The sequence below is a fragment of the Sorangium sp. So ce296 genome (assembly GCF_051529605.1).
GTDB classification, from domain to species: Bacteria; Myxococcota_A; Polyangia; order Polyangiales; family Polyangiaceae; genus Sorangium; species Sorangium cellulosum_D.
Window position 1 is genome coordinate 13070468 of the sequence record NZ_CP150325.1, and the last position, 18928, is coordinate 13089395.

Below are 18928 nucleotides of genomic sequence, written 5' to 3' on the forward strand. Positions count from 1 at the left end.
GTTCCGGCGCGGCGCGCGCCCGCCTTCGGAGGTCTCATGGTTTCTCGTATCGCGCGCGCGAGCGTGCTTCTGTCGGTGCTCACGATCATCGCCTGTTCCTCCGAGGGCTCGCCGTCCGGGAGCGGCTCCGGGGGAATGGGAGGAACGGCGGCGCAGGGATCCGGCGGCGCGGCCGGTCAGGGAGGGGCCACCGGTTCGGGCGGCGGGGCGAGCACGTCGTCGAGCGACGCCGGGAGCGGCGCGGGCGGCGCAGGGGGGGCCGGCGGCGGCGGATCGGGCGGCGGCGACGCGGGCGGCGGCGGATCGGGCGGCGACGGCGGCGGTGCCGCGGGCGGCGGCGACGCGGGCGGCGGCGGATCGGGCGGCAACGGCGGCGATGCCGCGGGCAACGGCGGATCGGGCGGCAACGGCGGCGGTGCCGCGGGTGGCGGCGGCGACGCGGGCGGCGGCGGATCGGGCGGCAACGGCGGCGATGCCGCGGGCGGCGGCGGCGGTGCGGGCGGCGGCGTCGAGGACTGCACGGGCGCGGAGACGGTGTTCGCCTCCGAGGTGGTAAGCCACGTCTTCGGGACGGGCCAGAGCTATGGACAGGAGAGGTTCCCGGACATCGTGTTCGGTCCTCCCAAGGGCGGAGGTTGCTGCGGGGGCTCGACCGACGTGGTGTCCCTCGGCAACGGCGGCACCGTCACCTTCGGCTTCTCGGGCAATCTCATCGTCGATGGTCCAGGCCCGGACTTCATCGTCTTCGAGAACGCCTTCGAGACCAGCCCGACCACCGTGTTCGCCGAGCTCGCGACCGTCGAGGTGAGCCAGAACGGCGTCGACTGGATCGCCTTCCCGTGCACCGCCACGGGGGCCCCCTACGGCTCCTGCGCCGGCTGGCACCCCGTGCTGGCGAACCCCGACACGAATATCCTCGATCCCACCGACCCCGAAGTCGCGGGCGGCGACGCCTTCGACCTCGCCGATCTCGAGCTCAGCTTCGCGCGGTACGTGCGGATCACCGATCGGCCGGATTTGACCGGCGCGAGCGGCGTCTTCGATCTCGACGCCGTGGCGATCGCCAACGCATCCTGCCCGTAGAGCGACAATCGGGTCGAAACCGGCTGAAAAGCGCAGCGCTTCGAGCCGCCAAGCCACCATGAACGCCAAGGAGAGAATTCTATCTTGGCGCCCTTCGTGGCTTGGCGGTTCATTTCTCGCTTGATCAACGTAATCGGTGTGACCGGTGTGATCGGTGTAACCGGTGTGACCGGTGTGACCGTCGAGCACGAGCGCATCGGTCGTTGGACAGCGATCGCGCGACATCCGTCCGCTCGCCCGACACCCCAATATATCGCTTGACCGGAGCCCCGCACCGCAATATGTAGTGCCTCATGTTGGTGCCTCGGGCTTCGGCCCGTGGCTCAAAAGGGAACCCGGTGCGAATCCGGGGCTGCCCCGCAGCGGTAAGCGAGAACGATCTCCACGACGCGCACTGGCCCTCGGGCTGGGAAGCGGTGGACCGTAGGAAGCCGGCGAGAGCCGGAGCGCTCGCGAGCCCGAAGACCTGCCAACATCCTGCGTCGGGGAGACATCCCGCGCCGGTTTGACCTGGAAGCCTCGAGGGAGGCGGGGAGGTCCGAGCTGGCGCTGATCTCGCGCTCGTCCCGGTTCCGATCCCCTCCCGCGTTGTCTTCCTTTCGCCCGCGGGGGCGAGCGGTCGGTCCGAGGGCTCTCCAGGAGAGCCTGCGCGCTCGCGCGCATCGGCTGGCCTCTTCGCTCTCGCGGTCTCGACGCGAGCGGTCCGGGACCGCTCCGAACGAAGCACGACGAGGAGGATTGCCATGCTGAGCGACACGGTGACGACGAGCAACGGCGCGGCGCCGTTGCGGGCGCGGAGCGCGAGGGGCGGAGGCGCGGAGGAGGCGCTCCCGCACACGACGATGCGGGTGAAGAAGCGCGACGGGTCGAGCGAGCCCGTCGACGTCAACAAGATCGTCCGGGCCGTGAGCCGCTGCTGCGCGGCGTTGTCCGACGTGGACGCGCTCCGCGTCGCCACAAAGACCATCAGCGGCCTCTACGACGGCGCGACGACGCGGGAGCTCGACAAGCTCTCCATCCAGACCGCGGCGTCGCTCATCGCCGAGGAGCCCCAGTATGCGAAGCTCGCGGCGCGCCTCCTTGCCACCTATATCGACAAGGAGGTCCGCAACCAGGAGATCCACGCCTTCTCGCAGTCCGTCGCCGCCGGGCGGCGGCTCGGCCTCATCAACGAGCGGCTCCACGGCTTCGTGGCGCAGAACGCCCGCAAGCTGAACGACGCGATCGAGCCGGGGCGCGATCACGAGCTCGAGTACTTCGGCCTGCGGACCCTCTACGATCGCTACCTCCTCAAGCACCCCGAGACGCGCCTCGTCATCGAGACGCCGCAGCAGTTCTTCCTGCGGGTCGCCTGCGCGCTGTCCGAGACGGCGGCGCAGGCCATCGAGCTTTATCAGACCTTCTCCTCGCTCGACTACCTCCCGAGCTCGCCCACGCTGTTCAACGCAGGGACGGCCCACGAGCAGCTCTCGAGCTGCTTCCTCCTCGACTCGCCCGAGGACCACCTCGAGACCATCTACCAGCGCTACACCGACGTCGCGATGCTCTCGAAGTTCTCGGGGGGTATCGGGCTCGCCTATCACCGCGTGCGGTCCCGCGGCTCGCTCATCGAGAGCACCAACGGGCACTCGAGCGGCATCGTGCCGTGGCTCAAGACGCTCGACGCGTCGGTCGCGGCCGTGAACCAGGGCGGCAAGCGCAAGGGCGCCTGCTGCGTGTACCTCGAGCCGTGGCACGCCGACGTCGAGGAGTTCCTCGCGCTGCGCGACAACACGGGCGACGAGGCCGCGCGCACGCACAACCTGAACCTCGCCAACTGGGTCCCGGACCTGTTCATGAAGCGGGTCGAGGCGGACGGCGAATGGAGCCTGTTCGATCCCAAGGACGTGCCCGATCTCTGCGACCTCTACGGCGACGAGTTCGAGCGCCGTTATGCCGAGGCCGAGGGGGCGGGGCTCGCCAAGAAGACGATGAAGGCGCGCGAGCTCTACGCGCGGATGATGCGGACGCTCGCGCAGACCGGCAACGGCTGGATGACGTTCAAGGACAAGGCGAACCGCGCCTGCAACCAGACGGCGCTGCCGGGCCGGGTCGTGCACCTCTCGAACCTCTGCACCGAGATCCTGGAGGTGACCTCGAAGGAGGAGACGGCCGTCTGCAATCTCGGCTCGATCAACCTCGCGCGCCACACGGTCGCGCGCGCGGACGGCACCGTCGCGTTCGATTTCGACAAGCTCGCGCGCACGGTGCGGACGGCGGTCCGCCAGCTCGACCGCGTCATCGACCTCAACTACTATCCCATCACCTCGACGAGGCGCTCGAACCTCCGCTGGCGGCCGGTGGGGCTCGGGCTCATGGGTTTGCAGGACGTGTTCTTCCAGATGCGCCTGCCCTTCGACGCCGAGGCCGCGCGGGAGCTCTCGAGGCGGATCTCCGAGGAGGTGTATTACCACGCGCTCTCGACGTCCGCGGACCTCGCCGCCGAGAAGGGGCGCCACCCGGCCTTCGACGAGACGCGCGCGGCGCGCGGCGAGCTCCAGTTCGACGCGTGGGGCCTCGTGCCGCAGGACGGAGCGCGCTGGGAGGCGCTCCGCGCCCGCATCCGCGCCGAGGGGCTGCGGAACTCGCTGCTCGTCGCGATCGCGCCGACCGCCACGATCGCGTCGATCGCCGGCTGCCATGAGTGCATCGAGCCGCAGGTGTCGAACCTCTTCAAGCGCGAGACGCTCTCGGGCGACTTCCTGCAGATGAACCGCTATCTCGTCGCGGAGCTCAAGCAGCGCGGCGCCTGGAACGACGCGGTGCGCGCCCGGCTCAAGCTCGCCGAGGGCTCGGTCCAGGGGCTCGAGGAGCTGCCCGAGGAGGCCCGCGCGGTGTACCGGACGGCGTGGGAGATCCCGATGCGCTCGCTCATCGACATGGCCGCGGAGCGCGGCGCCTTCATCGATCAGAGCCAGTCGCTGAACCTCTTCGTCGAGAACCCCACCATCGGCCAGCTCTCGAGCATGTACTTCCACGCATGGAAGAAGGGGCTCAAGACGACCTATTACCTGCGCTCGCGCCCCGCGACGCGCATCGCCAAGACCACCGTGGACGCGACGCCGGATCTCGCGCCTCCGCCGGCGAAGGCGGCCGCGGACGTGGCGTGCGCGCTCGAGAACCCCGAGGCGTGCGAGGCCTGCCAGTGAGCCGCGTGAGCCGCCCCGCGCGCCTGCTCGACCCGGGCCTCTGCCTCACGCTGCGTCCGATGGCCTATCCGGCCTTCTTCGACATGTACCGCGCCGCCATCAAGAACACGTGGACGGTCGAGGAGGTCGATTTCTCGACGGACGTGGGCGACCTGCGGAGGATGACCGGCGCCGAGCGCCACCTCGTGCAGCGCCTCGTCGCGTTCTTCGCCACCGGAGACTCCATCGTGGCGAACAACCTCGTGCTCAACCTGTACAGGCACATCAACGCCCCCGAAGCGCGGATGTACCTGTCGCGGCAGCTCTATGAAGAGGCGCTGCACGTCCAGTTCTACCTGACGCTCCTCGACACGTACATCCCCGATCCGGAGGAGCGCCACCGCGCCTTCGCCGCCGTCGAGAGCATCCCGTCGATCCGGAAGAAGGCCGACTTCTGCATGCGCTGGATCGACTCCGTCCAATCGTTGGATCGGCTGGAGTCGCGCGCCGAGAGGCGGCGGTTCCTCCTGAACCTCGTCTGCTTCGCCGCGTGCGTCGAGGGGCTCTTCTTCTTCGGCGCGTTCGCGTACGTGTACTTCCTGCGCTCGCGCGGCCTGCTGCACGGGCTCGCCGCGGGGACGAGCTGGGTGTTCCGCGACGAGAGCGCGCACATGCGCTTCGCCTTCGAGGTCGTGAGCGCGGTGCGGCGCGAGGAGCCCGAGCTCTTCGACGCCGGCCTCTCTCGGTCGATCCTCGACATGATGGATGAGGCGATCGACTGCGAGGCCCAGTTCGCGGAGGATCTGCTCGGCGCCGGCGTCGCGGGTCTGGCGGCGCGCGACGTGCGCCGCTACCTCGAGTTCTGCGCGGACCAGCGGCTCGTCACGCTCGGCATGCCGAGGCGCTACGGGGCGAAGAACCCGCTGTCCTTCATGGATCTGCAGGACGTCCAGGAGGTCACGAACTTCTTCGAGCGCCGTGTCTCGGCGTATCAGGTCGGCGTCGCCGGCGAGGTCGTCCTCGACGCCTCCTTCTGAGGTCGAGCGGGCCGCGCGCCGCCGCTGCGACGGGGCGGAGGGATCCGGCCAAGGCGCTCGAGCGGATCAACCGCCTCGTGCGGGGGAGATGGCCTGCCTCCGGCTCGCGCCGGGACGATGCTCTGCGGAGGCGCCTTATCCGCACATCTGGGGACGCCGAGCGTCGTCCACCGGCGCGGGCTCGGGCGGCACGCCCGCGAAGCGCGCGCGCAGGTCCATCCAGAGCGCGAGCCTCGACCAGTCCGGCTCCTTGACGGGCTTCGTCCGCTCCGCGTTGAGCCACGGGTTCGGGAAGAACACCGTCATCATCTGCTCATTCCGGCCGCTCCAGAGCCTCAATCCCCAGCTCCTCGGTCGCCCGCTCGCGTCGAGGTCGCGGTAGAACGCGGCGCGCGCGCACTGCCGCCATCGCGCGAGCTCAGGAGCCGTGGGCCGCGCCTTCGTCCCCTTGTGGGCTCCGACGCAGAGGTGGAAATGCCACGCGCCCGGCTCATCCGGCCCGATCGTGAAGTAGCCGTCGAGGTATCCGACCCGCGGCTTGCTCGCGAAGCGCAGCTCGAACACGGCGCCCTGGAGGCACGGGCCGAAATCGATGGCATCCCAGTGGTCCTCGAACAGCGCGCGCACAAGCTCGCGGTACGTCTCTTCCGCTTTCGGCACGTCGAAATACTCCGTCGTCGTCCCGTCGAGGTTGCGCTCGGTCGAGCGTTCAGTCGCGTCGTCGCCCATCGTCTCTGATCTCCATCTCCGCAGGTCGGCAGGGTTGCACACGAGCTACTCGCCGCCGGCGCGCGCTGCGCCCGGGGCAGTGGGAGCGCCATAGACGGCGCGTCGAACGGCCCGAGCGGCGTCGAGCATCGCCGGCCCTGGATCGCCGAGGAGCGCGTCGTCGAGCTCGACGACGCCTCCGGCCGCGCCGCAGGCGCGGAGCCGGTCAAGGCCAGCCTGCCCGCACAGGGTCGCTCGCATTCCTGCGTTCGTCACCAGGACATCGGGGTCGATCGCGAGGACCTCCTCCGCCGTGTACTCCGGCCAGTCGCGGTGCGCGCCGGCGGCCGCGTCGGAGAGCCCCGCCGACACGAGGACGTCATGGTAGCTCGTGCCCGCGGTGCCGCCGAAGAGGCGGCCGCCGTAGCCGCTCACGTACATGCCACGACGGCGCCGTGGCGGCTGGATGTCGGCGGCCACCGCCGCCATGCCCTCCGCGAGCGCCGTCGCGAGCCACCGGCCGCGCTCCGGGTGGCCGACCAGCGCCGCGACCTCGCGCACGTTCGGGAGGAGCGTCGCGAGCCCGCGCATCGGGCCGAGATCGTAGACGGTCAGGCCCGCCTCGCGCAGGCGCGCGATGCGGCGCGGGTCCCCGTAACCATTGAGGAGGACGAGATCGGGTTGCAACGCGAGGAGCGCCTCGATATCGGCGATGTCCTCGATGACGGCCTTGCCAGCGTAGCGGTAGCCGCGCGGCGAGCGGCGCGCTCCGTACCCGGTGAGCGCGACGACGCGGTCGGGCTCGCAGAGCTCGAGGAGCAGCGCGTCCGCGACCGTGCTCGCCGACGCGATCCGGCGGAAGTCGCGGAGCGCGACGGCGGCTCCCGTAGCGTCCTCGAGCGCGGCCGGGCGCTCGTCCGCGGCGGCGCCCTCCCGTCCGGGAGCCGGCCGCTGGTCCGCGGAGCGCGGCAGCGCGGCCGCGGCCACCGACAGCGCGAGCGCGCCGGTGAGCGCGCCGTAGTTGATCCAGGCGAGCGCGCTCATGAAGTCGCTCCCTCGCAGCGGGGCTCGTCCTCCATGGGCAGCCGGAAGCCGAGCGCGCCGCCGGGGACGAGCCGCACGCCGTAGATCGACTCCACGACGCCCGGCTTGACGACGTCACGCGTCGCCCCCTGCTGGCGGAGCCGCCCGCGCTCGATGAGCACGGCGCTGTCGGTCCAGTCGAGCGCCTCCGCGAGGGGATGGAGCACAACGACGATGCAGTATCCGTCCGCCGCGAGACGCTGGAGCAGCGCGTAGAGGCGGAGGGCGTGCCCGACGTCGAGCGCCGAGGTGGGCTCGTCGAGCAGGAGAATCCTGGCCTCCGTCGCGATCGCCCGCGCGAGGAGCGCGCGCTGCCGCTCGCCCTGCGACAGCGTGGGAAAGGGGCGGGAGGCGAGCGGCGCGGTGTCCGTCAGCCGCAAGGCGCGCTCGACCGCCTGCCCGTCGGCTGCGGTAGCGCGCACGCGCCCGACGTGGTGCGCATACCGGCCCTGCGCCACGACGCTCTCGACCGTGAGCGCGGAGCGGAGCTCGGACTGCTGGGGGACGTACGCCGCGAGCCGGGCTCGCTCATGCGCGCGGAGGTCGCGCGCGCCACGCGCGTTCAGCCGGATGTCCCCGTCGAAGGGCACGACGCCGGCGAGCGCCTTGAGGAGGGAGGACTTGCCCGCCCCGTTCGGCCCGAGCACGGCGAGCACGCCGCCGAAGGGCGCCGTGAACGACACGTCGTCGACGACGACCCGCCCCCCGCGACGGACGCGCAGCCCGGATACGCCGACGGCTTCAGGCACGCTCCGCCTCCCGCTGCGAGCGCGCGAGCAGCACCAAAAACGCCGGCGCGCCGATGAGCCCGGTGATGACGCCGAGCGGCACCTCCCCGCGCGCGGGCAAGAGGCGCGCGGCGAGATCGCACGCGGCGACGAAGACGGCGCCGCCCAGCGCCGCGACGGGGATCAAGCGCCGATGGTCGACGCCCAGCAGCGGCCTCAGCGCGTGCGGCACGAGCAGCCCCACGAAGGCGACGTTGCCCCCGAGCGCGACCGCGCCGGCGGTGAGCACCGCGATCCAGAGGATGCAGAAGCGGCGCACCAGGGGCACGTCCACGCCCAGCGAGGCCGCTTCCTCCTCCCCGGAGAGGAGCAGATCGAGGGGCTTTCCCCAGAACCACGCGGCCACGACGCCGGTGAGCACGAGCGGCGCGGCCAGTCCGACGTGCCGTGGGCTCGTGCCCGACAGGCCGCCGAGCGCGAAGGCGACGACGGCGCGGCCGAGCTCCCATCGCTCCTGCGCGAGGCTCGTGGCGAGGCTCCCGAGGCTGAGGAACAGCGAGGAGAGGAGGAACCCGACGAGGAGGATGCTCAGGAGATCTCCCGGCGCGCGCACCAGCACGAGCACGAGCCCCAGGCTGACGAGCGCCCCGGCGAGGCACCCGGCCGGGAGCACCATCTCCGGGGGCAGCCCGCGGATCCCGCGCTCGGCGACGGCGAGCTCCACGACGAGGAGGGCGATCTTGCCGCCCAGCGCCGCGCCCGCGGTCGTGCCGAGCACCGAGGGCTCGGCGAGCGGGTTCCGGAAGAGGCCCTGCACCACGACGCCCCCGACCGCGAGCGCGGCGCCGACGAGCAGCGCCGCCCCGAGGCGCGCGGCGCGCAGCGTCAGCAGGGTCGCCCGCAGGCTCGCGTCGGAGAGGCTCGCCGCGCCGAGCGCGAGCGAGGCCGCGACGACCGCCGCGAGCAGGGCGAGCAGGACCGCGTACGCGACGAGCGCGCGGCGTCCCGGACGCGGCGTCGCCGGCTCGTCCAGCGCGCGCGCGGCGCCCTCGGCGCCGACTCCCTGGATGGTCATCTCACCCGCCCTCGCCCTTGATACGCCCCATCAGAGGCCGCCGATGGATCGCGGCGGGAGCCCGACCTCGGTGTCGACGGTCACGTCCTCCAGCGGCTCGAGCGCGCCGTTCGCCGTCGCCTTCCAGCGCCGGAGCTTGTTCCTCTCCGCGTCGCTCAGCAGGCAGACGTCGCCGCAGCCGGGCGCGCAGTGTATGCCGCCGAAGACGAAGGGCTGGCGCGCCTCGCCGAGCGGCGTGATATCGCCGCTGTCCACGTTCACCGAGAAGACCCGGTCGCCGGCGGACGCGTTGCCCCCGTACGCCGTCGCGAGGAGGACGTCCTCCGACGCGAAGGCGAGCGAGGGCTGGATCCCAGCGTCCAGCTCCTCGGCCACGCCGAGCCGCTCGATCTCCTCGGGCGGCGACGTGCGAGCGTCGTAGATCACGATATCGCTGGTCGCCGGATCGTACTTCATCGCGTCCGCGTCGAAGCGGCTCGAGCAGGCGACGGCCAGTCGGGTCCCGGAGGGTGACACGGCGACGCGCCCGCAACCGTAGAGCCCCTGGATGTCGACCGTCCACGTGACGGCGTTCTGCTCCGGCGAGACGCCCACGAGGCGCCCCTCGCCCACCTCCGAGAAATCTTCCGCCAGCCGGCCGAGCGACACGACCACGTCGTCGCCGACGCGCGCCATCCCCGACGGACGCGGCAGGAGCCCCGCTTTCTCCTCCGGCAGGGCGATGCGCCCCTCGATAGCGTACTTGCGGGTGTCGACGATGAGGAGATCGCTGCCCTCGTCGAAGGGTTCGACGCCTGGGGTGGGGTTGCCCCCGAAGCGTGAGACGAACGCGCGATCCGTGTCCACCTCGATGTAGTCATGAGGGTTGGACTCGAACCCCTGCCCGACCGGGAGCTGCGCGATGACCTCGGCGGTCTCGAGATCCATCCAGGTGATCACGTTCGTGCCATACCGATCGAGCAGGACGACGCGGCCGGACGGCGGCGCCGTCGCCGGGACGTCCACGTCGCCCGACAGCGCGAGGCTGAGTCCCGGCTTCGTCGCGCCGCTCGAAACGAAGGAGGGCGAAAGCGTGGTCCCGTCGAGCTCCGAGATCGCGATGTTCGTCGACTGGTAATCGCTCGTCACGATGACGACGCCGCGCTCGCAGGCGGCCGGCGCGCCCGGATCGCTCCCGCCGCCCGCTTGAACACCGCCCGTCGACGGCGGCGGCAGGTCCACGTCGCAGCCCAGGAATGGGATCGAGATTGCGATCGCGAATCGACGGATCTTCACCATGTGGACTCCAGTGTGAGAAACACGCTCCGCCCGGGGAGCGGATACCCGACGACGTCCGTACGCCGCGCGTCCAGGAGATCCGCGACGCGCGCCCTCGCCGCGAGGTGCCCCCGGAGCCATGTCGCCTCTGCCTCGACGTCGACGGTCGCCTGCTCCGCGATCACGCCGAGGCCGGCAGGGTCGGCGTACCGGCTCGACTGGTAGACGGCCCGGAGCTCGCCGGAGGCGCCCGAGAGCACGGCGCCGTCCGAGGGCTTCCAGTCGGCGCGAAGGCGCGGCGCGACGACGAGGCGAGGGCGAAACGGCAGGACGTCGTTGGCGGTCGTCCGCTGCGGCGTCGTGTCCCGCGGATCGAGGAACGTCGCCGCGACCTCGGCGCGGAGGAACGAGGTCACCTCGATCCCTGTCAACAGCTCCGCGCCCAGCACGCGGGCGCGGTCGACGTTGTACGGGGCCACGTAGCCCTGACCGGAGCGCGCGTACGCGATGAGCCCCGACGAAGCGCGCCCGAACACGAACGCGTCGATGTAGGCGCCTCGGAGCACCGCGCCGCGCCGCGTCTGCGCCCGGATCCCGGCCTCGAGCGTGACGCTGGACTCCGGCTCGAGCTCCGCATTGCCGTGGACGACGCCGGAGATGCCGTACACCTCGCCGAGCGTCGGGACGCGGAGGTAGCGCCCCACGGTCGCGAGCAGCCGAACCCGGCCGCTCCCCGCCTCCACGCCGACACGTCCGGACGGCGCGAGCACGTCGCAGGGGCGGCCCGGGTCCGCGCCGGTGGCGTGGCACTCGCCGCTCCCGAGGGCGCGCAGCGCGAGCCACTCGCCGAGGCGCAGCTCCGCGCTGACGGCGCCTCGCGCCGACGTGCGCCGCGCGCGCGCGAGCGGGATGTCGTCCGGCTCGCGCGAGATGCCCTCGCGCGCGACCGAGAGCATGGGTCGCACCGTGAGGCGATCGGAGAGGTAGAGGGTCGCTCCCAGCGTCTGCTCCAGGCGGCGGCCGGCGAGGCGGAGCTCGCGCGTGAGGAGCGCGAGCTCGAGGAGGGGGTCGTGGAACTCGGACCGCGCCTCGATGAACGAGGTGCGCGCCTCGAGCGTGTGCTGCGCCTCGCCGCCGAACGGAACCCGCGTCACGACGGACGCGAGCGCGCGCCGGGATTCCCCGCGAGCCTGCCGGGAGGGCAAGAGCGCGAGCCGCGGCACGCCCTGCTCGCGATCGAGGCCGTTCGCGATCACGTCGACGGTCGCGCCGTGGCCGAGATCGAAGCGGGCGAGCGCCCAGGCGTCGACGGCGCGCACGTCGGCGTTCTGCCGGCGCCGGACGGTGTCGTCGCTCGCGTCGAAGAGCGTCCCGCGATCGTCGACGAACGCATAGCGGTTCGCCGCGGCCTCGGCGCTCACCCCGACGATCGAGCTCACCGGGCCGGCGCTGACGCCGGCGAACGCCCACCCGCGCCTGGCCCCGAACGAGCCTGCCATGGCGCCCACGCCGGCCGTCGTCCGGGAGGGCCGGCGTGGCTCGAAGAAAATCGCGCCGCCCGGCCCGAGGCGATCGGCCTCGATGGGAGCGTTGCCCCGGTAGATCTCGACGCGCTCGACGAGCCAGAGCGGCACGAGCGAGAGATCCGCGGTCCCCGCGACGTCGTCGTTCAGGCGAACGCCGGCGAGGTACACCGGCGTCTGCGCGGCGGTCGCGCCACGGATCGCGGCGGTCGCCGGCCCGCCGAAGCCGCCCGACTCGGTCACCTGGACGCCCGGCTGCGTGCGGAGCACGTCCGCGGCCTCGAGCCCCGCTCCGGTCAGGCGGTCGCGGGTCAGCACGGATCCCGCGACGGATCGGTCCTTGGGCGGCGCGGGCGCGCGCGCGCGCTCCCCCTCGACGCGCACCTCCAGCGGGGCTGTCGCGACGGCAGCGCGACCGCCGCCCTGCTCGGCCCCTGCCCCGCGCAGCTCTTCCGCGACCGCTGCCGGCGCGGCCGCCAGGGCGCTGCCGGCGGCGAGCACGAGCCAGCGCCCCGCGCCGTCGCTCCGCCGGCGACGCACCACACGCTCAAGGGATTGAACCATTCACGCCCGCCTACCCGCGTCGACCCAGCACTGCTCGGGTGAGCTGAGAGCCGAATCGGGGGGACTGCGGACGGGCTACGGCACCGCGCCTGAGCGAGGTGGTCCAGAGCCTGCGCGCCTTCCCCTCGAAGGCTCAGGTCAGCGCGCGCCGGAGCACCGGCGCGCGCACCGTCGGCAGGTCTTCGGACTCACGGGCGCTGCGGCCGTCGCCGGACGCTTTCCTACTGATCACCGCTTCCCAGGCCGCTCAAGCGCGGCCCAGTGCTCGATGGTGATGGTCGTTCCCGTTCACCGCTGCGGGGGCAGTCCCGGATTCTCACCGGGTTCCCTTTTCAGCTCGCCAGGCGATGGCCAGGCGAACACCGATGGCGGGGCGACTCGTGGCAGATGTCGCATGGATTGTCAACGCGGAAATGGCTGCCGTGCGCAGCCCATTCCCATGCCCACACGGCCCCGGGCCTGCACCAGGAAACCTTGACAGTTCTTATTGAACGTGGCATCAAGCATTTGAAACTGATTTTCCTTATCAGGTTTCTGTAGCGGCCCGCGACTTCACGTCCAGAGCCCGATGAACCGAGCCCACGCGGCTCTCGAAGCCCATCGGAGCTGGATGTGACGACGTGCCCATTTCGACGTTCGGGCCGACTCCGCGCCTCGACGCCCTCGCGGGCGGAGCGCGCATGCCGGCCTTTGGCCGCGCGCCTGCGCGCCGCGGTGGAGCCTCTGCGGCCGAGCCTCCAAGGCGCCCGGCGGCGGGACGGCGCCGGAAGCGCGGCCCTGGAGCCGGTCGATGGGCCAGCGGCGCGCCCCCGGCGCGCTCGCCTCGACGAGCCTGGGCCGCGCTCGCCTCGGTGTCCAGCGCTCCGCAGCTCGGTGCCATGAGACGCGCGGCGCGCCGTGTCCCGGGCGCGCGGGCGGCGCGGGTCACCGCGCGGCCCCGCGCTAGCGCCGGGAGCGCCGCCGCCGTCGCTCGGTGACATCGCCGCTCTCCGGCCCGAGCGCCGCGCCGCGGGTGCCCCCGATTCCACACCTTTCAAGGAGTGTTCGATGAATTCCTTCTCGATGCCGGCTGCCGTCGCTCATCCCTTGTCGAACGCCGGGCAGATCCTCAAGCAATACACCCCCGAATCGGCGTTCTTCTTCGCGTCGCCGACGCGCACGCTCCTCGCGCAGGGCGTGCACGACATGATCCTCGAGACGATCGGCACCGACCGCGGCGAGCGCCTCTCGGACCGCATCACCCGGGTGCTCGCGGCGCAGGGGCGGGCGGGCCACGGCGTCCCCATGGCGGTCGGCGCGGTGCCGTTCAACAGCACCTCGCCCGCGCACCTCATCGTGCCGAAGACGATCCAGAGCGCCGGGCCGCTGAGCTCCGCGGCCGACGCGCTCAGACCCCAGCCGCAGGCTTCCCTCCAGACGCTGCGGAAGGTCCCCGAGCCCCGCGATTACGTGCGCGGCGTCGAGCTGGCCGTGGGCCTGATGCGCAACGAGGCGCTGAGCAAGGTGGTCCTCTCCAGGATGCTGGAGATGACGTTGCGAGAGGCGGTCGACCTCCGCGCCGTCCTGCAGCGCCTCTCGCAGCAGAACCGGAGCGGCTACACCTTCGCCGCCAACCTCTCCGATCCGATGGCGGGCCTGTCCGGCTCGGAGCGCGGCCCGAGCTCGCGGCCGCGGACGCTGATCGGCGCGAGCCCCGAGCTGCTCCTGTCCCGCTCCGGGCTCCGGGTGGTCGCCAACCCGCTGGCCGGCTCCGCGATCCGCAGCCCGGATCCGGACGAGGACCGGCGGCGCGCCATCGCCCTGCTCGCGTCCGAGAAGGACCGGCACGAGCACGCGATCGTGGTCGACGCTGTCGCCGCCGCGCTCCGGCCGTTCTGCAGGCACCTGAGCGTCCCCGAGGAGCCGTCGCTCACGCAGACGGCGAACCTGTGGCACCTGTCCAGCCGGCTCACGGGCGAGCTCCGCGATCTCTCGATCTCCTCGATGAGGCTCGCCGCCGCGCTGCACCCGACCCCCGCGGTGTGCGGATACCCCACCGAGCGCGCCCGCGCCGCCATCGAGGCGCTCGAGCCCTTCGATCGCGGGTTCTTCACGGGCCTCGTGGGCTGGTGCGACGCCGCCGGAGACGGCGAGTGGGCCGTCGTCATCCGCTGCGCCGACGTCGCCGGGCGGGCGCTCCGGCTCTACGCCGGGGCCGGGATCGTCGTCGGCTCCGAAGGCCAGCGCGAGCTCGACGAGACGTCCGCCAAGCTCCGCACGATGCTCAACGCGCTCGGCCTCGACCAGGCGCCGGAGATCGGGTGATGCCCGCGGACGAAGGCCGACAGGCGCTCTCCGGCTGGACCCCTTGGCCGCCCGAGGTGGCCGAGCTCTACCGGCGCGAAGGCTACTGGCGCGGCGAGACGTTCGGGGACCTGCTCCGCGAGCGGGCCGCGCGGCACCCGCATCGGATCGCCCTCGTCGGCGACGATCGCCGGCTGAGCTACGGTGAGCTCGATCGGCGCGCCGACCGCCTCGCCGCGGGCCTCCTGCGCCTCGGGATCCAGCCGCGGGATCGCGTGGTGGTCCAGCTCCCGAACATCGTGGAGTTCTTCGAGGTGTGCTTTGCGCTGTTCCGCCTCGGCGCCCTCCCCGTCCTCGCCCTGCCCGCCCACCGGCGCGCCGAGATCACGTATTTCTGCGAGCACACGGAGGCGGTCGCCTACGTCATCGCCGACCGGGACGGCGGGTTCGATTACCGGGAGCTGGCGAGTCAGGTCCGGCGGGACGTGAAGACCTTGAAGCACGTCCTCGTGGCCGGCCAGCCCGGCGAGCACACCGCGCTCGAGGGCGTGTACGCCGAGCCCGTGGAGCTGCCGAGCCCCGCGGCGGGCGACGTGGCCTTCTTCCAGCTGTCCGGCGGGAGCACCGGAGTGCCCAAGCTGATCCCGCGGACGCACGACGATTATCTCTACAGCGTGCGGGCCAGCGCGGAGATCTGCGCGCTCGACGCGGGCAGCGTGTACCTGGCCGTCCTGCCCGTCGCGCACAATTTCACCCTGAGCTCGCCGGGGAGCCTCGGCGCGCTCTGCGCCGGCGGCCGCGTGGTGCTCAGCCGCCGTCCCAGCCCGGACGAGGCGTTCCCGTGGATCGAGCGGGAGAAGGTCACGATCACCGCGCTCGTGCCGCCGCTCGCCGCGCTGTGGCTGGAGTCGGCCCGGGCGGCGCGGCACGACCTGTCGAGCCTGAAGGTGCTCCAGGTGGGCGGCGCCAAGCTCGCCGCGGAGGTGGCGCGCCGGGTGCGGCCGACGCTGGGCTGCGCCCTGCAACAGGTGTTCGGGATGGCCGAGGGGCTTGTCAACTATACCCGCCTCGACGATCCCGAGGAGATCACGAGTGAGACCCAGGGCCGGCCCATCTCGCCCCACGACGAGGTCCGCGTCGTGGACGACGAGGACCGCGACGTCGGGGACGGGCAGGTCGGTCACCTGCTCACGCGCGGGCCTTACACGATCCGCGGCTATTACAAGGCAGACGCGCACAACGCGAAGGCGTTCACGCGCGACGGCTTCTACCGCACGGGCGATCTCGTGCGGCGCACGCCGTCGGGCTACCTGGTCGTCGAGGGCCGCGCAAAGGACCAGATCAACCGCGGCGGCGAGAAGATCGCGGCCGAGGAGGTCGAGAACCACGTCCTCGCCCACCCGGCGGTGCGCGACGCGGCGCTCGTGGCCATGCCGGACGAGCGGCTCGGCGAGCGGTCGTGCGCGTTCCTCGTGCCTCGCGGGCAGCCGCCGGCCGCGCGCGAGATCAACGCCTTCCTGCGCGAGCGCGGGGTCGCTCCGTACAAGGTGCCCGATCGCATCGAGTGGCTCGACACGCTCCCGACGACGAGCGTCGGCAAGGTGGACAAGAAGGCGCTCCGCAAGTGGATCGCCGATCGGCTCGCGCAGGGCGCCGTGCGCTGAAGCGCGGCGCGGGCCGGGGCGGCGGGGCGACGGCGCGTCGCTCGAGCCGCCGAGATGAAACGCTGTGACCACGTGAGAGAGGAACAACCATGGCCATCCCCAGCATCCAGACCTATTCCATGCCGCGCGTCGACGAGCTCCCGGAGAGCCGGGTGCCCTGGCGGCCGGATCCGAGGCGCGCGGTCCTCTTGATCCACGACATGCAGGACTACTTTCTCGGCTACTACGACGCCAAGGCGTCGCCGGTCGTCGAGCTGCTGGCCAACACCCGCCTGCTCCGCGAGCGGTGCGCGGCGAGCGGGATCCCGGTCGTCTACACGAAGCAGCCCGCCGAGCAGACGAGGGCGCAGCGCGGCCTGCTGCTCGATCTCTGGGGGCCCGGGCTGACGCAGCACCCGCACAAGGAGGCGATCGTGAGCGATCTCGCGCCGGGGAGCGCGGATACGGTCCTCACCAAGTGGCGTTACAGCGCCTTCCAGCGCACCGAGCTCCTCGACCTCCTGCGCCGGTGGGGGCGCGATCAGCTGATCGTGTGCGGGATCTACGCCCATATCGGGTGCCTGATGACCGCGTGCGAGGCGTTCATGAACGACATCCAGCCGTTCTTCGTGACCGACGCGACCGCCGATTTCTCCCGGGCGCAGCACGAGATGGCCATCGCCTACGTGGCGCAGCGGTGCGGCGTCGCGCTGCCGACCAGCGCCGTCGTGGCCGCGCTCGCGCCCCGGGACGACGCGGGCGCCGCGCCGCGCGAGGCGGCGCCGCTCGGGCGGGCGCAGGGCCGGGCGGCCTGGCTCGATCGCCTGCGCGGCGACGTCGCCGAGATCCTCGATCAGCCCGCCTCGGCGCTCTCGGATCGCGAGCACGTGCTCGACCTGGGGCTCGACTCCATCCGTCTCATGACGCTCGTCGAGCGATGGCGCGCCGCGGGGCTCGACGTGACGTTCGTGGAGCTCGGCGAGCTAGAGACGCTGGCGCAGTGGTGGGAGCTCCTGTCGACCCGGCTGCCGCGCGAGAGCCGGCACGCCCACCGGCAGGGCGGGGAGGCGCTCAGCCAGGAGGCCGCCGGCTGACGCCCGCGTCACCGCGCGTCGACGAGCCCGGACTCACCATGAGCCACACCGCGACTCCCCCGCAAGGGGCGGCGGCGCGCACGCCGCCGCGTCTCCTCGAGGTGCTGCGCGCGACCTCGATCACGCCTCATCTGCGGCGGATCACCCTCGGCGGCGAGGCGCTCGCGGGGTTCCCCGCGGGCTCCGGCGGCGCGCACATCAAGGTGTTCCTCCCGCGGGACGGCCAATCGGCGCCGGAGCTGCCCACGCTCGGTCCGGACGGCCCGGTCTGGCCTCCCGCGCCGCGGCGGCCGATCACGCGCACGTACTCGGTGCGCCGGTACGACGCGCGGGCGGGCGAGCTGGAGGTCGACTTCGTGCTGCACGGGGACGACGGCCCCGCGTCGCGCTGGGCCCGCCGGGTCGAGCCGGGCGGCCGGGTCGGCGTCGCCGGGCCCAGCGGCCCGGATCCGATGCTGGGGCCCGCCGACTGGTACCTCCTGGCCGGCGATCTCGCCGCGCTGCCGGCGATCGGCGCGCTGCTGGAGGCCCTGCCGGCGACGGCGCGCGGACACGCCTTCATCGCGGTCCCGGACGCGGCCGACGTGCAGCCGATCGCGTGTCCGCCGGCCGTCGCGCTGACCTGGTTACCGCTCGGCGGAAAGCACGCGCCCGGCCCCGAGCTGGAGGACACGGTGCGCGCCCTCGAGTGGCCGCCGGGCCGGGCCTTCGCCTGGGTCGCCGGCGAGGCGTCGTCGGTCCGCGCGATCCGCGACCACCTGCGGAACGAGCGCGGCCTCGGGCGCGACGCGATGTACGCCGTGCCGTACTGGAAGGCCGATCGCGCCGAGGAGGCGTATCACGAGGAGCGCCATCGGTTCATGGATGAGCTCGACCCCACCTGACGGAGAGCGGGAGATGGAGATGGACTTCAAGCACAAGGTCGCGCTCGTCACGGGCGCCGCCCAGGGGATCGGCGAGGCCGTCGCGCGGGCGCTCGCGGCGCGCGGCGCGGCCGTGGCGGCGCTCGACGCGAACCCGGAGCGCCTCGCCGCCGTGGTCGCCGATCTGACGGCGGGCGGCCGCCGCGCCGCGGCGTTCCCGGCGGATGTGTCGGACGGCGAGGCCGTCGACAGGATCGTGGACCGGGTCGAGCGGGAGCTCGGGCCGCTGGACATCCTTGTCAACGTGGCGGGCATCCTGCGCGTCGGCCCGGTCCTGGAGCTGAGCGACGACGACTGGGAGCGGACCTTCGCGGTCAACACCCGGGGCGTGGTCAACGTGAGCCGGGCCGTGGCGCGGCGCATGATGGGGCGCGCTTCGGGGGCGATCGTGACGGTCGGGTCCAACGCCGCACGGACCCCGCGGGTGCACATGGCCGCTTATGCCGCCTCGAAGGCGGCCACGACCATGTTCACGAAGTGCCTCGGCCTGGAGCTCGCGAGATACAACATCCGGTGCAACGTGGTCTCCCCGGGCTCGACGGACACGCCGATGCAGCGCGCGCTATGGACCGACGGGCGCGGGGCGCGCGCGGTCATCGCCGGCTCCCCCGAGGCGTTCAAGCTGGGCATCCCGCTGAACCGGATCGCCGAGACCGAGGACGTCGCCGCGGCGGTGCTGTTCCTCGCCTCGGATCAGGCGCGGCACATCACGATGCACGACCTCTGCGTCGACGGCGGCGCCACGCTCGGCGCGTAGCGC

The 18928-nt window shown here is 72.6% G+C and carries 14 protein-coding genes and 2 riboswitches; of the genes, 8 read left to right on the forward strand and 6 right to left on the reverse strand.

The window, feature by feature from the left end:
* Nucleotides 1–36 precede the first annotated feature (36 nt).
* The 3 genes from WME98_RS48265 (at nt 37) to WME98_RS48275 (ending at nt 5287) form a co-directional block, all read left to right on the forward strand.
* On the forward strand, nt 37–1083 hold the full coding sequence (locus tag WME98_RS48265) for a hypothetical protein (RefSeq protein WP_437948296.1): 1047 nt from the start codon (nt 37–39) through the stop codon (nt 1081–1083).
* Nucleotides 1084–1363: 280 nt separating this feature from the next.
* Nucleotides 1364–1571, forward strand: a riboswitch (cobalamin riboswitch).
* Nucleotides 1572–1826: 255 nt separating this feature from the next.
* Entirely contained in the window at nt 1827–4271 is a 2445-nt protein-coding gene (locus WME98_RS48270; RefSeq protein WP_437948297.1) for a ribonucleoside-diphosphate reductase subunit alpha, read from the forward strand.
* A 59-nt stretch (nt 4272–4330) separates the two neighbouring features.
* Nucleotides 4331–5287, forward strand: coding sequence for a ribonucleotide-diphosphate reductase subunit beta (locus WME98_RS48275; RefSeq protein WP_201770654.1), 957 nt, complete (start codon nt 4331–4333; stop codon nt 5285–5287).
* A 135-nt stretch (nt 5288–5422) separates the two neighbouring features.
* Here the strand turns inward: WME98_RS48275 and WME98_RS48280 are convergent, their stop codons facing one another.
* The 6 genes from WME98_RS48280 to WME98_RS48305 are packed head-to-tail and all read right to left on the reverse strand — an operon-like array spanning nt 5423 to nt 12225.
* Entirely contained in the window at nt 5423–6016 is a 594-nt protein-coding gene (locus tag WME98_RS48280) for a DUF7676 family protein (protein ID WP_437948298.1), read from the reverse strand.
* Between the two features lie 45 nt (nt 6017–6061).
* Nucleotides 6062–7039, reverse strand: coding sequence for an ABC transporter substrate-binding protein (locus WME98_RS48285; RefSeq protein WP_437948299.1), 978 nt, complete (start codon nt 7037–7039; stop codon nt 6062–6064).
* Nucleotides 7036–7827: an ABC transporter ATP-binding protein gene (locus WME98_RS48290; RefSeq protein ID WP_437948300.1), complete on the reverse strand. Its 792-nt coding sequence runs from the start codon at nt 7825–7827 to the stop codon at nt 7036–7038. The genes WME98_RS48285 and WME98_RS48290 overlap by 4 nt, the downstream gene beginning before the upstream one ends.
* Nucleotides 7820–8881: a FecCD family ABC transporter permease gene (locus tag WME98_RS48295; protein WP_437948301.1), complete on the reverse strand. Its 1062-nt coding sequence runs from the start codon at nt 8879–8881 to the stop codon at nt 7820–7822. Before WME98_RS48295 ends, WME98_RS48290 begins: the two co-directional genes overlap by 8 nt.
* 30 nt (nt 8882–8911) lie before the next feature.
* Complete coding sequence (locus WME98_RS48300; protein WP_437948302.1) at nt 8912–10159, reverse strand: YncE family protein; 1248 nt, start codon at nt 10157–10159, stop codon at nt 8912–8914.
* The gene (locus WME98_RS48305) at nt 10153–12225 is read right to left on the reverse strand and encodes a TonB-dependent receptor plug domain-containing protein (protein WP_437948303.1); all 2073 of its coding nucleotides are present in this window, start codon (nt 12223–12225) and stop codon (nt 10153–10155) included. The genes WME98_RS48300 and WME98_RS48305 overlap by 7 nt, the downstream gene beginning before the upstream one ends.
* 156 nt (nt 12226–12381) lie before the next feature.
* Nucleotides 12382–12607, reverse strand: a riboswitch (cobalamin riboswitch).
* A gap of 665 nt (nt 12608–13272) precedes the next feature.
* On the opposite strand from WME98_RS48305, the gene dhbC reads away from it, so the two are divergent.
* The 5 genes from dhbC to WME98_RS48330 all read left to right on the forward strand — a co-directional run bounded on the left by dhbC (nt 13273) and on the right by WME98_RS48330 (nt 18925).
* Nucleotides 13273–14529 (forward strand): isochorismate synthase DhbC, encoded by a 1257-nt coding sequence (dhbC, locus tag WME98_RS48310; protein WP_437948304.1) that lies wholly within the window; start codon nt 13273–13275, stop codon nt 14527–14529.
* Nucleotides 14529–16172, forward strand: a complete 1644-nt coding sequence (locus WME98_RS48315) for a (2,3-dihydroxybenzoyl)adenylate synthase (RefSeq protein WP_437948305.1) — start codon at nt 14529–14531, stop codon at nt 16170–16172. The genes dhbC and WME98_RS48315 overlap by 1 nt, the downstream gene beginning before the upstream one ends.
* 89 nt (nt 16173–16261) lie before the next feature.
* Nucleotides 16262–17245 (forward strand): isochorismatase family protein, encoded by a 984-nt coding sequence (locus WME98_RS48320; protein ID WP_437948306.1) that lies wholly within the window; start codon nt 16262–16264, stop codon nt 17243–17245.
* 38 nt (nt 17246–17283) lie between these two features.
* On the forward strand, nt 17284–18129 hold the full coding sequence (locus WME98_RS48325) for a siderophore-interacting protein (RefSeq protein WP_437948307.1): 846 nt from the start codon (nt 17284–17286) through the stop codon (nt 18127–18129).
* Between the two features lie 19 nt (nt 18130–18148).
* Nucleotides 18149–18925: a 2,3-dihydro-2,3-dihydroxybenzoate dehydrogenase gene (locus WME98_RS48330; RefSeq protein ID WP_437954117.1), complete on the forward strand. Its 777-nt coding sequence runs from the start codon at nt 18149–18151 to the stop codon at nt 18923–18925.
* Nucleotides 18926–18928: the final 3 nt, after the last annotated feature.